Raw genomic sequence first — 15,701 nt, forward strand, 5'->3', positions numbered from 1 at the left:
AAATTTAACTACATGCTATATTATTTTGTATGTTTATAATAAATAATATAAGAAATATGATATAATAGTGCAAAATATGAAACATACATAATTTAATTTAGGAGTGTTTGTATTGTTGATAAGTGAGTCAGATTTATCCGTTAGAAGTAAGAATGCATTGATAAATGCTGGATACTTCAATACTGAAGAAATTTACCAAATCAAAGAATCAGATTTAAAAAAAATTAAAAATTTAGGAGAGAAATCAGTCAAAGAAATTATAAATTTCAAACCTAACAAAGTACAAAATTATAATTTGAAGAATCTGAGTTTTAATGAATTAAAAACAAAACGTATCGAAGAAATAGCAATTGAAAATAGTTTATATATTCTTCTAAAGAATAATAATATTCAAACGGTTGGGGTATTCTTAGAATTAAAGAAGGATGATTTGAAAAAATTTAGAGGAATTAATAAAAATGAAATCACGATATTATTAGATATTATAAGTAACATCAGAAATGACTTGAATATGAATTACTGTGATATTGAACAAATAGTATTTACTAATAATTATGTACAAATAAAACAAGGAATAAGTGATGCTCTATACATTAAGGATTCTGAAAATTTAAATTTTTATTTTAGAGATAAAAAGAAATTGAAGACAGAAATCGAGTTAAATTGTATTGATGCAAGGGATAGTGAAATCAAAAAAATAATGGACTTATCTTTAAATAATGTCGAAACATTTATCACGTTTACTCCAAGGAATGTAAATGGATTATCTGATAATAAATTAGAAAAAATTGTAAAAACACTTTTAAATAAATTAGTAGTTATGTATAACGAAAAAATTATTTACGAACCTTTAGAAATCAATTTTTTGAGGAAGCATAGATTTAAATTTTGGTTAAATATTGATGAAAATATTCTGTTATCTATAACTCGAAAAATTAAAAAAATAATAAATAATTATATAGATGTAACCCAATATGGTTTTAATGAGTTGATTTATTTCGTTATTGAAAATAAAGAAATAAATAAAGAAATAAGAGAATTAGAATTTAATATTACAGAGTCAAAAGAAATAGTTTATAAGTATGTAAAAGAGTATTCGAATAAAATGAAATATGAACAATTAAAAGATAATTTTAAGAATGTTAATTCTCAAATTGATTTCAATAAAATATTTAATATGGTTGAGAGTGACGGATTATTTGTTTTAGATGGTATGAAAGTAAAGGTGTTAGATAAGTCATTATTAGATTATGCTAAGCAATTTAAACCCGAAAATCAATATTTAGCGTTAAATTATCGATTGAAAGGGCAAACTCTTCAAGAAGTAGGAGAAAATTTAAATCTAACTCGTGAAAGAGCAAGACAATTGATAAAAAAGGCGTTAATTTATTTACCTGGAAATGTTAAGGAATCAAGAAATTCATATTGGTTTAAAAATTACAATTTAAATCAAACAATTTTTTATTATTTATTTGAAGATGATGGATATAATTATTTGGCTTTAAAGTATGATGAAGGAGAAGAACCCTGGGAAAACATCTTGTATGATGAAAGAGCAGATGATAGTTTGAAACGTAAAGTAACAACTAAATTACAAGAAAATCAAATTATTTTAGGAGAAGTATCAATCATCAAAAAAAGATTACCTATATTAAGGTACATTATTCGCCATTACTGTGAAGATATCACGACACATAAAGAGCTTGAAGAATTATATTCTCTCTTTATCGAAGAAAATATAGGTACTAAAGAAGGATTAGAATTAGACAATAGATATGTAGAGGCAAGAATCAGTGATCAAGATATAGTAGTTGAAAGACCCAAAAAGCAGTTTAGGTTTTATGACTATAATGAATTTGATTGGGAATTGTTTTATGAAGAATTGGGTTTAATAGAATGGCAAGATATGGATCTATCAACGGAACTCATATTTAATAGTAACGAACAATTAATGAAAGATTATAATATACTAAATAAATATGAATTACATAACATAATGAAACGTACTCAAAAGTTTATTAAAGAAGTTGAAATTAAATTTGTGAGAACACCTCATATTATTATAGGAAAGGCTGATAGAAACCAACAAGTGAAAAACCTTTTATTTGAAAACTCTCCGATAAAAAAAGAACAATTAGCAGAACTATATTCTGAAGTATATGGAGTGAAGAAAGGTTCGATTCTAGCTAATTATTTTGGGGAAATAAATGAATACTTAGTAAATGATACTTACATAGTAAGAAATATTGAAATAAGTGAGGATATTTTAAATAAGCTAATAGAAATTGTAGATAATCAGGCAATAATTTTTGTAGATGATATACGCAATGAAATTAGTATAGAGCCAAGTATGGTGACTTTATATTTAAATCAGTTAGGTTACAAAAAATACACTAATTATTACATAAGTGATTACTATAATAATACTACAGAGTTATTTGACGAACTATATTTTAAAAAATACGAAATTATAGATGCATATAAAATACCCTTGAAAATTTGGCATTTAAGCTCATTTGGAAGTCAACTATTTAAAAAAATTTATAGTATGGACCTCATTGAATTTGATAATCACAAATATATAAATATAGAGAAATTAAACAAAATAGGTCTATATAAAGAATTATTTATACAATTTCGGGAAGAGGTTTTGAATTTATTAAAAGATAATGAGTATTGGTCACTTTCAAATATTTTAGAAGTTATAGATACTACGAAAATAGATGAATTTGGTTTTGATAATATATTTTATCGTTCAATATTAAGAGGGGTTGGCAATATTTATAGTCAAAGAATAAGTAATAATTACTTATTTAAATTGAATGAACCAGTAAGTTTAAAAACTTTTTTATATCATATTATAAATTACAAAAAAATCATAGATATTTACAATTTATTATCATTTATAAGTGACACTTACAATATAAACATAGAAAAGTACAAAGTTATAGCTGTGATACAAGATTTAGGTATGTATTACGATGAAATTATGGAGAAAATTTATTTAGATATAGACTATTATTACGAGGAGTTTTTATAAATGTTAAATGAAAAAAAGATTAGTGAAACTAAAGAAACTAAAGAAACGAAGAAATTGACTATAGATGGTCTAACAGAGGTTTATCCTGTTTATAAAATTAGAATAAGCGAACTATATTATAATGATCAGAATGACAGAATTGCTACTTGGATTAGTAAATACAAAGCAGATAATGAAGTGGATAGCATTAATCGAACTGACACAGAATATTATAACGAAATTATAGCTGAATTTATTAAAAAAAGTGATGAAGCAGCATTTAAAAAAACAATGAATAATATCAATGCGATTGGACAACAGGAGCCCATAATTGTATTGAATGATGGACGTATTATTGATGGTAATAGACGATTTACATGTATACGTGAACTTGCAAAAAATGATGAAAAATTCAATTATATTGAAGGAGTTTTAATTGATAAAGATATTGAGGAGAGCAAAAAAGAAATAAAATTACTTGAGTTATATTTGCAACATGGTAGAGAAGAAAGGGTTGGATATAATCCGATAGATAGGTTAGTTGGAGTATATAATGACATTATAGAAAATGAATTGATATCAGTTAAAGAATATGCCAGAAATACTGAGCAATCAGAAGGTGAAGTCAAGAAATTAGTTAATAGAGCAACATTAATGGTAGAATTTCTTGAATTTATTAATATGCCAAAACATTTTTATATCGCAAGAGAGTTGGAATTAGATGGGCCATTAAGCGAAATTAACATGATATTAAATAAAGTTAAAGATGAAGATAAAAAGGAAGACTTAAAAAATATTATTTTTAATTTTATAATGGTTAAACCTGGTGGAGACATGACAAGGTATATAAGAAATATAAAAAACCTAGTCAATACACCACAGTTCGATCCATTTATGGAAGAGCAATTAAACCATGCTGAAAAGGTTCAGGAAAAAATAGAAGAAAAAGACGATGTAGTGGATTTGAATTTTTTAAATACTGAAATTCGTGGAGATGATGAACTAGTAGAAGAAATTAGTGATAGTTATAACAAATATCAAGAAAGAATAAAAAAGACAGAAACTAAAAGTGCACCAAAAAAGCAATTGGAAAAAGCAATTGAAGCTATAGAGAATATTGATAGCATGATTCTAATTTCGTTAGAAGAAGATAAAATTGCTGAATTTTTAAATACATTAACACAATTAGAAGAAGAAATAGTGAAAATTAAAAAAGAGGCTGGAAAAAATGATTAATATTGCAATGGTTGATAATCAACTAACTGTATCAGCCGAAAAGAATGAAATTTTAAAATTAATAAAGACACCAAAATATAAGATGAGAATAAAAAAGTACGTTGAAAATAATACAGATCGAAAGTTAGATTTCAAAAAATCAATTTATTATGCAGATATTAATAAAATTGTTGGATTAATCACACAAGTTTGTGAGCAAAAGAATATAAATTTTGTAATTTCTGAAAATATAGAAGAATATATAGAACAAATACAATCACATATAAATTTAAAATATTCAGTAGGTAATGACATTAAAAAGAGAGATAGTAGATATACAGAGCAATATGATAAATTTAAAGAGATAGTAAATAATGCTTTGGATCGTGAATTAAGAGACAAGCAAATGCTTGATGCATTTTATATGACGTTGATGCAAAAATCTGGTAATTTTTCTGTTCCTGGTTCTGGAAAGACATCAACAGTTTATGGCATGTATGCATATTTATCTCAGAATAAAAGCGTAAATAAAATTATAATGATTGGTCCACTGAATTCATTTGGATCATGGATAGACGAGTTTACATCTTGTTTTGGTGAGAAAGCTAAATTGAATTACTTAAATATTAAAGAAAGTAATAGTGGTAATGAAAAGCGTAAACAATTGAAATATGATAGCGGCGGTAGAAATTTAATTCTTTTAAATTATGAAGTTTTAGAAAGTGTTGAAGAAGAAGTAAAAAATATAATTGATGAACATACCTTAATTGTATTTGATGAGGTGCATAGAATAAAAAATCCAAGTGGCAAAAGAGCAAGCTTCGCTCTAAATATAATAGAAAATGCTAGATATGTAGTTGCGTTAACGGGAACACCGATACCTAATGGTTACCAAGATATTTATAATTTGTTGAATTTATTATATCCATATGATTATAATCATTTTTTTAAATTTGATTTATCATTATTAAAAAATCCTAATGAGAATGAAATAGAATTAATAAATAATAAAATTAGACCTTTTTTTACACGAACAACTAAACATCAATTAAATGTACCACCAGTTAATGAAGATAAGTTTATTAAAGTTACAGCAAATAGAGATGAAGAAGAACTATTTAGGCTATTATTTAGCAAATTTAAAAATAATCAACTTGCTCTATTTGCAAAAATCGCTCAAATGGAAAGCGTTCCTGAGATGTTACTTAATACTACGAATCTCAAAGAATTTACTAGCATGTTTGATTTTTATGAGAACGATATAGACTTAATTGAACAAAAGGATAATAGCAAGGAAATAGAAAAATTAGTAAATAAAATTGAAATATCAAGTAAATTGAAGGAACTACTGAAGTTAGTTGAATCTTTATATAATGAAAACAAAACTGTGATTATTTGGTGTATTTTTATTAAAAGTATGAGAACTATTAAGAAACATCTAGATGAAATGCATATTAATTCAGATATAATATCAGGAGATGTTGATCATCAAAATAGGAAGAATATAATAAATAATTTTAAAAAAAAGAATATAAAAGTACTTATTACAAATCCACATACCCTTGCAGAATCAGTGTCATTACATAAGACTTGTCACGATGCAATTTATTTTGAATATAGTTTTAATTTAGTACATTTATTACAATCCAAGGATAGAATTCATCGATTAGGTTTAAAGGATAAAGATTACACACAATATTATTATATGCAACAAGTATATAAATTTAATCAAGGAAATTATTCGTTAGGAGAGAGAATTTACGAAAGGCTATCTGACAAAGAAAGACTAATGCTAGAAGCGATAGACAATGATAAATTAGAAATACTTCCAACTGATGATGAAGATTTAGATTTTTTCTTCAAAAACGTCTTTAATTAAACTTTAATGAAGCCTTTATGTATTTTTAGTACGGAATACTTTTAATAAAAAAAATAATAGTCATAACTCTAAAATTAAACCTTTTATATTATATTAACTATCAATTCATTGAGAATTAACGGAGGAAACCATGACTGAATATAAAACGAAGCAACAAGTCCACAATAGAGCGAAAGAAGCTGTTGGTAAGACTTTAAAAGAACTCAATGGTGGTAATACAATTACTGGAACTAAAAGTTCAGCGGGCGATGCCTTTGAAACCTGGTTTGGTAAGGAGAAAGACAATGATAGTAAACCAGATATGGAAGAGGCAGGTGTTGAATTAAAAGCAACACCTATTAAAAAATTGAAAAATGGTCAATACAGTTCTAAAGAAAGATTAGTATTGAATATAATTAATTATGATAAGGTTGCGGAAGAAACTTTTGAAGAGAGTAGCTTTTTATATAAAAATGGAACGATTGAGTTAGCGTTTTATGAATATATAAAAGAGGATATTCGAGATAATTGGTTAATCAAAGAAGCAATTTTATATGAGATGAAACACAATCCGATAGACTATGAAATTATTAAGCAAGATTGGCATATCATACATGATTACATAAGAAGTGGTAAGGCGCATGAATTAAGTGAAGGTTTGACAAATTATTTATCCCCTTGTACTAAAGGCGCAACATCAAAATCGGTTAGAAATCAGCCTTATTCAGATATTAAAGCTAAACAACGAGCTTTCTCCTTGAAATCTGGTTATATGACATCACTATTGAGAAAATATGTATTGGGTGATGAAAAAATAAACTCTATAATCAAAGATAAGTTTGAAATAGAAGAGAAATCTATAGAGAATATTGTTCGTGATAAATTTCGTCCATACGTTGGATGGTCAACTGAAGAATTATGTAGTCATTTTAATATAAATCAGGGTGCATATCATTTAAACTATAGAATTGCTTCTGCCATTTTGAATTTGAAAGGTAAAATTACAACGAGCAATCCTTTTCCAAAGGTAGAAGAGTTTGAAAAATCTTCAATAGTAGTTAAAACAATTAAATTTAATGAAAAAAATCAAAATAAAGAGAGTATGTCATTTGAGTCATTTAAGTTTGAGGAATTGGCACATGAAACTTGGGTTGATGAAAATGGTTTTCCAAGTGCTCAATGGCATAATTTTTTACTTGAAACTAGATTCTTATTTTTTGTAGTTAAAACAGAAGGTGAAAAAGATGTCTTTAAAGGTATTAAATTTTTTAGTATGCCAGAAGAAGATATTGAAGGGCCTGTAAAAGAGATGTGGCAGGACACAGTCGATAAGATTAATGACGGTATTATTTTAGAGGCAGTTCCTGATAAAACAACTACTGATGGATGGAAAATAAAAAATAATTTCGTAAATAAATCAGATCAATTAATCTGTCATGTACGGCCACATGAAACTAAGAGAGATTATAGAGAAAATGGTAAATATGCTAATAAGTTACCTCAGCCTATTCGTTGGATTAATAAGCCTAATAGCGATGATTACTCAAATGAATGGATGACTAAGCAAAGTTTTTGGATAAACAATGACTATATTAAAAAGCAGGTTGAGGAATTACTTTAGGCTTTCTATGTTATAATGTAAAATGTTTAATTATAGCAAATATATATAGAACGATCGTTCGGTTTTATGTTATAATAATTAACAAGTAATTATAGGAGGTCGCCTAATGGGTAGTATTAAAGTAGTAGAGTTATTTGCTGGAGTTGGCGGTTTTCGTTTAGGTTTAGAGCAAACAAAAAATCGAATTTTTGATGTCAATTGGGCAAATCAGTGGGAGCCTTCACGTAAAGTACAACATGCTTTTGATTGTTATAATAAGAGATTTGATACAGGTGAACATGTGAATAGAGATATTGCAGAAATTTCAGATGAGGAAATGGCTGCGACGGAAGCTGACATGATTGTTGGTGGATTTCCATGTCAAGATTATTCAGTTGCTAGAAGTTTGAACGGAGAACTAGGTATTCAAGGGAAAAAAGGTGTGCTATTTTGGCAAATCATAAGATTTGTACAAAATACATTTCCTAAATATTTATTATTAGAAAATGTAGATAGATTACTGAAATCTCCCTCAAGTCAACGAGGCAGAGACTTTGCTGTCATGCTATCAACTTTAAGTGAGTTAGGTTATGATGTTGAGTGGAGAGTTATTAATGCTGCGGATTATGGTAATGCACAAAGACGTAGACGAGTATTTATTTTCGCATATAAGCAAGGTTTAGATTATAGTAATGAAATGAGTAAAGAGTCACTTGAAAATATTATCTATAAAAAGGGAATGTTTGCACAGGCATTTCCAATTGAAGGTGAACCAAATAAAAAAAGAATCGCCCAAACAAAACTTTCGAGTGATATTGTAGAAGTGTCAGACAACTTTAAATTTCAATTTTATAATAGTGGTATTTTAAGAAATGGTGAAGTATTGACTATTGATACGATTCCTAAATTTGAAAAACCAATAACATTAAAAGATATAATACAAGAAAATGTAGACGATAATTATTCCCTGAATGTGGATCAAATTGAAAAATTTCGATATTTAAGAGGCCCTAAAAAAATTAAAAGAACAACAAAAGAAGGTCATGAATATTACTTTTCAGAGGGCGGGATGTCAGAAACAGACTCACTAGATTTACCTGCTAGAACAATGTTGACTAGCGAAGCCTCTGTTAATAGAAGTACGCATTTTTTAAATATAAATAATGTGTATCGTACTTTAACACCAATTGAAGCTGAGAGATTGAACGGATTTCCAGATAATTGGACAGATACTATGCCTGATAGAATGAGATTTTTCTGTATGGGTAATGCTTTAGTTGTGCCTGTTATTACTAGAATAGGCAATCAAATTGAGCAAATTGAACAGCAAACAAGAGATTCATTTAGTCAATTAAAGTTATTTTAAATATTAATCCAGTAGCTAATAAAGTTACTGGATTTTTTATTTTACCGAATTGTCACACCAATAATTTCTTCACACAACACCTTACGTTATTGCCTTTTTTTCTGTCTATATGGCACAATGTACTTATTACAATAAGGGGTGTCATATGAAGATAAATAAAATCATCAATAACAATGTAATCAGCGTCACCCAAAACAAGCAAGAACGAGTTGTTATGGGAAAAGGGATTGGGTTTCAAAAGCATGAAGGTGATATAGTTGAAGAATCAAAGATTGAGAAGATTTTTGATTTGAGTAATCAAGAAATATCCGATCGATTTAAAACATTATTAATTGAAGTACCAATTGAAATCGTAAAAGCAGTGGAAAAAATCATAGAAGTTTCTAAAATTGAATATAACAAGCAATTAAGTGATATGATTTATGTTGCGCTGACTGACCATATTAATTTTGCCATTGAACGTCAACAAGAAGGTATGGCAATTAAAAATGGTTTATTATGGGAAATTAAGAAATTTTATCCAACTGAGTACGAAATTGGGATACGTGCATTGGATTGGATAACTGACATCGTTGGCATAAAATTACCCATTGATGAAGCGGGTTTTATCGCAATCCATTTGTTAAATGCAGAGCATAATAATGTTGCAGATTATAATCAAGTGACTGAAATGGTACAAAATTTATTGAGTTTAGTGAAATATCATTTTAGGTTGGATTTTGATGAAGAAAGTTTAACTTACTTTAGATTTATTACACATTTAAAGTTTCTTGCGCAACGTATTTTAGCGAATAAGCCTTTAAATACGGATGAAATAGAATTGTATGAAATTGTGAAAGAAAAGTATGGAGATGCGTTTAAGTGTGTAAATAAAATCGCAACATTTTTACTTAAAAAATATCAATATGAGATGACGCATGACGAAGCTTTGTATTTAACGATTCACATTCAGAGACTTATTTCCAGAAATGAAAGCGTTGACAATTAGTGGCTATGTGCTATATTAATGTTAAGAAAACAAAATAAACAATTAATTGTTTAGGATTGTAACTGTTCGGCAGGCGAGACCTAAGCCATTAATAGATGATTTTATCTGAGGATAAATATGTCTATTTGTGGTTTGGGTCTCTTTTTTGTTGTACAGGGAAAAGTTGGGAGTGAGTGAAATGGCAAATGATCAAAATATGGCTAACAAAATACTGAAAAATGTTGGCGGTAGTGGGAACGTAAAGAATTTAACACATTGTATGACGCGTTTGAGATTTGTTTTAAAGGATGAGTCTAAGGCCAATGATGAAGAGATTAAACAAATTGATGGTGTGATGGGATTACGTAAGCAAGGTGGACAGTATCAAGTTATAGTGGGGAATAATGTCGCTCGTACTTATACGGAATTACTAGAACTAGGCGTGAGTGGCGGTGCCAAAAGTAATGAGCCAGTTGAAAAGAAAAAATTAACACCTAAACAAATTGGTATTAATATTTTGGATGCCATTATCGGAACAATGTCTCCATTAATACCAGCCATTATTGGTGGCTCAATGATTAAATTATTGGCTATGATTTTAAATATGACGGGGGGTTTATCGCTCGAAAGTTCTACTTATAATATTTTAAATACAATTGGAGATGCGCCATTCTTCTTCTTACCTATGCTAGTTGCAGTATCAGCAGCTAGAAAATTTAATAGTAATGTCTTTTTAGCATTAGCCATTGCTGGTGTGATGGTTCACCCGGTATTTATGGAGATTATGGAAAAAGCAGCTGAAGGTAAAGCGACGACATTTGTATATATACCAGTAATGTCAGTGAAGTATACTTATACAATTATTCCAGCAATAGTAATGACATGGCTTTTAAAATATATTGAAGATTTTGTAGACCACATTACACCGATTGTTATGAAGAACTTTTTAAAGCCGATGTTAATATTATTAATTGCTGCACCAATTGCAATTATTATTGTAGGGCCATTTGGAATATTGATTGGAACAGGATTATCTCAAATTGTGTTCTTTATACATGATAAATTAGGATTTTTATCGGTAGCAATTGTGGGGGCAATATGGCCATTATTAGTTGTTACAGGTATGCATCGCGTATTTACACCAACTATTGTACAAACTATAGCTGAAACTGGTAAAGAAGGCATGGTTATGCCATCTGAAATTGGTGCTAACTTATCTCTTGGTGGTGTTTCATTGGCGGTAGCAATTAAAACTAAAAATAGAGAATTGCGTCAAACAGCGTATGCTGCTGCGTCTTCAGCTATTATAGCTGGTATTACAGAGCCTGCTTTATATGGGGTAGCTATTCGGTTAAAACGCCCAATGATTGCATCAGTTATCACAGGATTTATTACTGGTGGTATAGCTGGACTTGCTGGACTCGCGAGCCATTCAATGGCGGCTCCTGGATTGTTTACAAGTGTTCAATTTATAGATAAAGATAATCCGGGGAGTATTTTATGGATTATCGTTGTAATGGTATTATCGATTGTTATTTCGTTTATATTAACATTAGTAATTGGATTTGAAGATATTCCGGAATCAGAGGATGAATTATTAGATTTAGGTACACAAGATACCGACAACATTATAGTCTCAGCGCCAGTTGAAGGTAAAATTAAACCAATTGCAAGTGTTCAAGATGATGTGTTTAGTAGAGAAGTTATTGGTAAAAGTATCGCAATTGAACCAACTGGAAATAAAATTTATGCACCAGTAACTGGTACGATTACTTCAGTATTTCCCTCAAAACATGCTATTGGTATTACCAGTGACAAAGGTATTGAAGTATTAGTTCATGTGGGCATTGACACTGTTAAGTTAAACGGAGAGCCATTTACATCGTCCATTCAACAAGGAGATCATGTGGACACAGGTGATGTGATAGGTACATTTGATGCAACAAAAATTATTGAAGCAGGATATGATCCAACAACTATTGTTGTGATTACAAATACAGAAGATTATGAGACTATTAAAGCATTTGATAATGTTGATGTTGAAGCTCATACATCTATATTGGGAGCGGTGAAATGATGACAATAAAGCAATTTCCTAAAGATTTTTTATGGGGTGGAGCTATTTCAGCCAATCAAACTGAAGGTGCTTGGAATGAAGATGGAAGAGGGATAAGTAATATAGATTTAATTCCTCACGGTAACAATCGCCAAGCCATTAAATTAGGTTATAAGAAAGCTGTGTTGGATAAAGATGAGTATTATCCAAGTCATACAGGTATCGGTTTTTATCATAGATATAAAGAAGATATTGCCTTGATGGTAGATCTTGGTTTAAAAGTTTTTAGAACTTCTATTTCTTGGAGTAGAATTTATCCAAATGGTGACGAAGAAACTCCCAATCAAGCAGGTATCGATTATTACATTGATTTATTTAAAACATGTAAGGAACATAATATGGAATTACTTGTTACATTGGCACACTTTGATATACCAATGGGTATCGTTGAGCAATATAATGGGTGGAAAAATAGAGAAACAATTGATTTATATGTAAAATTTGCAGAAATCTGTTTTGAAAAATTTGGTGAATATGTAAATTATTGGATACCGTTTAATGAAATCAATGTTGTATTACACAGTCCATTTTCTGGTGGTGGATTATACTTTAATGAGAATGAAAATAGAGAAGAACTGCTATATCAAGCAGCGCATTATATGTTAGTGGCAAGTGCGAAAGCAGTAGAAAGTTGTCATAAAATCGCACCGAATGCGAAAATAGGTTGTATGATTGCTGGGGGGAGCTTCTATCCTTATAGTTGTAATCCAGAAGATGTTTGGCAGTCTATGGTGGATGAGCGGACGAATACTTTTTTTGTCGATGTACAAGCAAAAGGAAAATATCCATATTATATGGAATCATATTTTAAATCGCAAAATATCCATATAGATATCGAAAAGGATAAAGAAACATTGAAGCAAACAGTAGATTTTGTGGCATTTAGTTATTATGCATCAAGAACATCGATTGCCGATGTAACTAGGGCTGAGACAAATGAGGGGAATGTTATAGTTTCGGCTAAAAATCCACATCTAAAAACCAGTAATTGGGGGTGGGTTATCGATCCACTTGGTTTAAGAATTACAATGAATCAAATTTATGAAAGATTTAAGAAGCCATTGTTTGTTGTAGAAAATGGGTTAGGTGCAAAAGATATCATTGAAAATGACGGTAATATTCAGGATGATTATAGAATTGATTATATGAAACAACATATTCAAGCCATGTATGATGGTATTCAAGATGGAGTTCCATTATTAGGTTATATAAGTTGGGGAATCATTGATTTGGTTTCAGCTTCAACAGGTGAGATGAGTAAACGCTATGGCATGATTTATGTAGATAAAGATGATTCAGGAAAGGGTTCTTTGGAACGTAAGAAGAAAAAATCGTTTTCATGGTATAAACAAGTAATTCAACAAAATGGTATAGGGATATAAATACAGAAAAGCGCTTTGAGAGTTAAATTCTCGAAGCGCTTTTGAGTCTAATACCTCCGCAAAATTTACATAAATGAATCAATGATATACGCGAAACTAAAGGCGATTAATGCGAGCAATGTTTCCATTACTGACCAAGTTTTAAAAGTTTCTTTCACATTTAAACCTAAATATTCTTTAACCATCCAAAATCCAGCGTCATTAACATGGGAAAGCATTAAGGAACCTGCGCCTGTGGCAATAACTAATAATTCTAAGTTCACGCCAGACATATGTTGGATAATGGGTGACACAATACCTGCAGCTGTTGTTAATGCAACTGTGGCAGATCCGGTAGCAACACGTATTAGTCCGGCTACTAAAAATGCTAAGAGTAGTGGTGAGATTGAAAGGTGTTCTGTCATTTGTGCAATTGTGTCGCCTACACCTGTTTCAATCAGTATCTCTTTAAATCCGCCACCAGCTCCGATAATTAAAATAATTGAACCCACCGGTAAAATGCATTCTTCTACTAAATCTTTGATTACATTTTTGTTCATGCCTTGTTTAAATCCTAATAAATAAAAGGCGACAAAACATGAAATCAGTAGTGCAATAACGGGACTACCTATAAATAATAAAGTGTTTTTTAATAGATTTGGTATGTTTCCAAGATATGGTGTAATTATAGATAACAACATTAGTAATACTGGTAAGGCAATAACTAAAAATGATATAGCAACACTTGGAAATGCATTTGTTTTATTCTCAACTTTAATAATATTAGGCGGATTTTCTGGTGTGAGTCGTTTACTAATAAATTTGCCGAATATTGGACCAGCTATAATTGCAGTTGGCAATGCGATGATAAGAGAATAGAGCAATACTTTTCCTAAATTAGCTTCGTAAATACCTATGGCAGTCATCGCTCCAGGGTGAGGAGGGACAATACCATGTACAATAGATAAGCCAGCTAGTAATGGAATTGATATGAGTAATATATTTGCTTTAGTCGTTTTATGAATTGAAATAACGAGTGGTAATAAAATTACAATACCTACTTCAAAGAACACAGGTATGCCAATAATAAAACCTGATAACATCATTGCCCAAGGCAGTTTTTTATATCCTAAGGCTTTAACAAGAAAATCAGAAATTTGCATGCCTGCGCCTGAATCGGACATAAGTTTACCCAAGATAGTTCCTAGTGCTAATATGCCTACGAGGTGACCCAGCACATCGCCAACACCTGATTCATAAGCTGTTACAATTTTTTCGGGAGATAAGCCTGCTAATATTGCTAAAAATAAGCTGGCAACTGTTAAACTAATAAATGCATGCCATTTCCACCAAGCAACGCCTAAAATAACAATTACAATTGACAGTAGTGTAATAATTAATAAATAAATATTAGAATCCATCCATGTTCCTCCAATTATGTTAGCGCTTTCAAAATGCTATAAAAAATCTGCATCAATCTTTTAGACTGATGCCATATTTTTTCAATTCACTATTATAATAACCAATACTATACTCTAACACTGCGCCATCTACAGAATAAGATTTTCTTTCTCTAATGAGTAATGGCTTATTTGTATCAAGGTTTAGTTGTAACGCAGCATCTTGATTAAAATTAGCAGAAAATTCATCTTCTATGTCTTGAATCTTTAATTTATCTGCTTCTAAAATTTTATATATTGATAGATCGTTATTTTCTTTAGATTTATCAATATCACTTAAAATATTAAGTGGGTAGGGCAAATAGTGCTCGAATAGTATATAGGGTTGATCATTTAATAAGTAGATTCTTGTAAGTTTATAGGATTTTGTGCCAAACATTTTAAATAAATGACTATCTTTTTCGTGTGTTATTACTGTAATATCTTTAATGATTTTTTGGATTTTATTACCTTGTTCTACAAGTTTTTCTGTGAAATTTTTATTTTTTGTTTGTGTGTCCGCTTGTTTGTGACTAATTACTGTAGTGCCTTTGCCGCTTTTCTTTTCTACGTAACCTAAATTGACTAACTCTTTAATTGCAGCTCTTACTGTTACTTTGCTTACGTTAAATTCTTTTTCGAATTCTATTTCTGTAGGTATATAGTTTCCTACTGTGTATATACCATGAATAATTCTATCTTCAATAATTTGTTTGATTTGTAAATATAAAGGTCCTTTGGCTGATGATAATTTTGTCAT

The 15,701-nt window shown here is 29.7% G+C and carries 10 protein-coding genes; 8 read left to right on the forward strand and 2 right to left on the reverse strand.

From position 1 onward, the window contains the following. Positions 1-112: 112 nt before the first annotated feature. The 8 genes from MHZ36_RS06080 to ascB all read left to right on the forward strand — a co-directional run bounded on the left by MHZ36_RS06080 (position 113) and on the right by ascB (position 13,523). The gene (locus tag MHZ36_RS06080) at positions 113-3,040 is read left to right on the forward strand and encodes a DNA-directed RNA polymerase subunit alpha C-terminal domain-containing protein (protein WP_239230303.1); all 2,928 of its coding nucleotides are present in this window, start codon (positions 113-115) and stop codon (positions 3,038-3,040) included. Continuing rightward, positions 3,041-4,255: a ParB/RepB/Spo0J family partition protein gene (locus MHZ36_RS06085; protein WP_239230304.1), complete on the forward strand. Its 1,215-nt coding sequence runs from the start codon at positions 3,041-3,043 to the stop codon at positions 4,253-4,255. Then, positions 4,248-6,113, forward strand: a complete 1,866-nt coding sequence (locus MHZ36_RS06090) for a DEAD/DEAH box helicase (RefSeq protein ID WP_239230305.1) — start codon at positions 4,248-4,250, stop codon at positions 6,111-6,113. Before MHZ36_RS06085 ends, MHZ36_RS06090 begins: the two co-directional genes overlap by 8 nt. Positions 6,114-6,243: 130 nt before the next feature. Next, positions 6,244-7,713, forward strand: a complete 1,470-nt coding sequence (locus tag MHZ36_RS06095) for a Sau3AI family type II restriction endonuclease (RefSeq protein WP_239230306.1) — start codon at positions 6,244-6,246, stop codon at positions 7,711-7,713. Positions 7,714-7,819: 106 nt separating this feature from the next. Continuing rightward, positions 7,820-9,058, forward strand: coding sequence for a DNA (cytosine-5-)-methyltransferase (gene dcm, locus MHZ36_RS06100; RefSeq protein WP_239230308.1), 1,239 nt, complete (start codon positions 7,820-7,822; stop codon positions 9,056-9,058). Positions 9,059-9,203: 145 nt separating this feature from the next. After that, on the forward strand, positions 9,204-10,046 hold the full coding sequence (licT, locus tag MHZ36_RS06105; protein WP_239230310.1) for a BglG family transcription antiterminator LicT: 843 nt from the start codon (positions 9,204-9,206) through the stop codon (positions 10,044-10,046). A gap of 178 nt (positions 10,047-10,224) precedes the next feature. Further along, positions 10,225-12,102 (forward strand): PTS cellobiose/arbutin/salicin transporter subunit IIBC, encoded by a 1,878-nt coding sequence (gene ascF / locus MHZ36_RS06110; protein WP_239230312.1) that lies wholly within the window; start codon positions 10,225-10,227, stop codon positions 12,100-12,102. Next, positions 12,102-13,523 (forward strand): 6-phospho-beta-glucosidase, encoded by a 1,422-nt coding sequence (ascB, locus tag MHZ36_RS06115; protein ID WP_239230584.1) that lies wholly within the window; start codon positions 12,102-12,104, stop codon positions 13,521-13,523. The genes ascF and ascB overlap by 1 nt, the downstream gene beginning before the upstream one ends. Positions 13,524-13,588: 65 nt before the next feature. On the opposite strand, the gene MHZ36_RS06120 is transcribed toward ascB, so the two are convergent. Both MHZ36_RS06120 and MHZ36_RS06125 read right to left on the reverse strand, forming a co-directional pair. Then, positions 13,589-14,923, reverse strand: a complete 1,335-nt coding sequence (locus MHZ36_RS06120; protein ID WP_239230314.1) for a GntT/GntP/DsdX family permease — start codon at positions 14,921-14,923, stop codon at positions 13,589-13,591. Positions 14,924-14,975: 52 nt separating this feature from the next. Then, on the reverse strand, positions 14,976-15,701 hold the full coding sequence (locus MHZ36_RS06125) for a GntR family transcriptional regulator (protein WP_239230316.1): 726 nt from the start codon (positions 15,699-15,701) through the stop codon (positions 14,976-14,978).

Source organism: Staphylococcus sp. ACRSN, from assembly GCF_022346615.1.
Classification (GTDB): Bacteria; Bacillota; Bacilli; order Staphylococcales; family Staphylococcaceae; genus Staphylococcus.

Coding starts and splice junctions, on each gene's coding strand:
- ascF (WP_239230312.1), top strand. CDS start 10,225: ATGGCAAATGATCAAAATATGGCTAACAAAATACTGAAAAATGTTGGC.
- MHZ36_RS06090 (WP_239230305.1), top strand. CDS start 4,248: ATGATTAATATTGCAATGGTTGATAATCAACTAACTGTATCAGCCGAA.
- MHZ36_RS06095 (WP_239230306.1), top strand. CDS start 6,244: ATGACTGAATATAAAACGAAGCAACAAGTCCACAATAGAGCGAAAGAA.
- MHZ36_RS06125 (WP_239230316.1), bottom strand. CDS start 15,701: ATGACAAAATTATCATCAGCCAAAGGACCTTTATATTTACAAATCAAA.
- MHZ36_RS06085 (WP_239230304.1), top strand. CDS start 3,041: ATGTTAAATGAAAAAAAGATTAGTGAAACTAAAGAAACTAAAGAAACG.
- MHZ36_RS06120 (WP_239230314.1), bottom strand. CDS start 14,923: ATGGATTCTAATATTTATTTATTAATTATTACACTACTGTCAATTGTA.
- licT (WP_239230310.1), top strand. CDS start 9,204: ATGAAGATAAATAAAATCATCAATAACAATGTAATCAGCGTCACCCAA.
- ascB (WP_239230584.1), top strand. CDS start 12,102: ATGACAATAAAGCAATTTCCTAAAGATTTTTTATGGGGTGGAGCTATT.
- dcm (WP_239230308.1), top strand. CDS start 7,820: ATGGGTAGTATTAAAGTAGTAGAGTTATTTGCTGGAGTTGGCGGTTTT.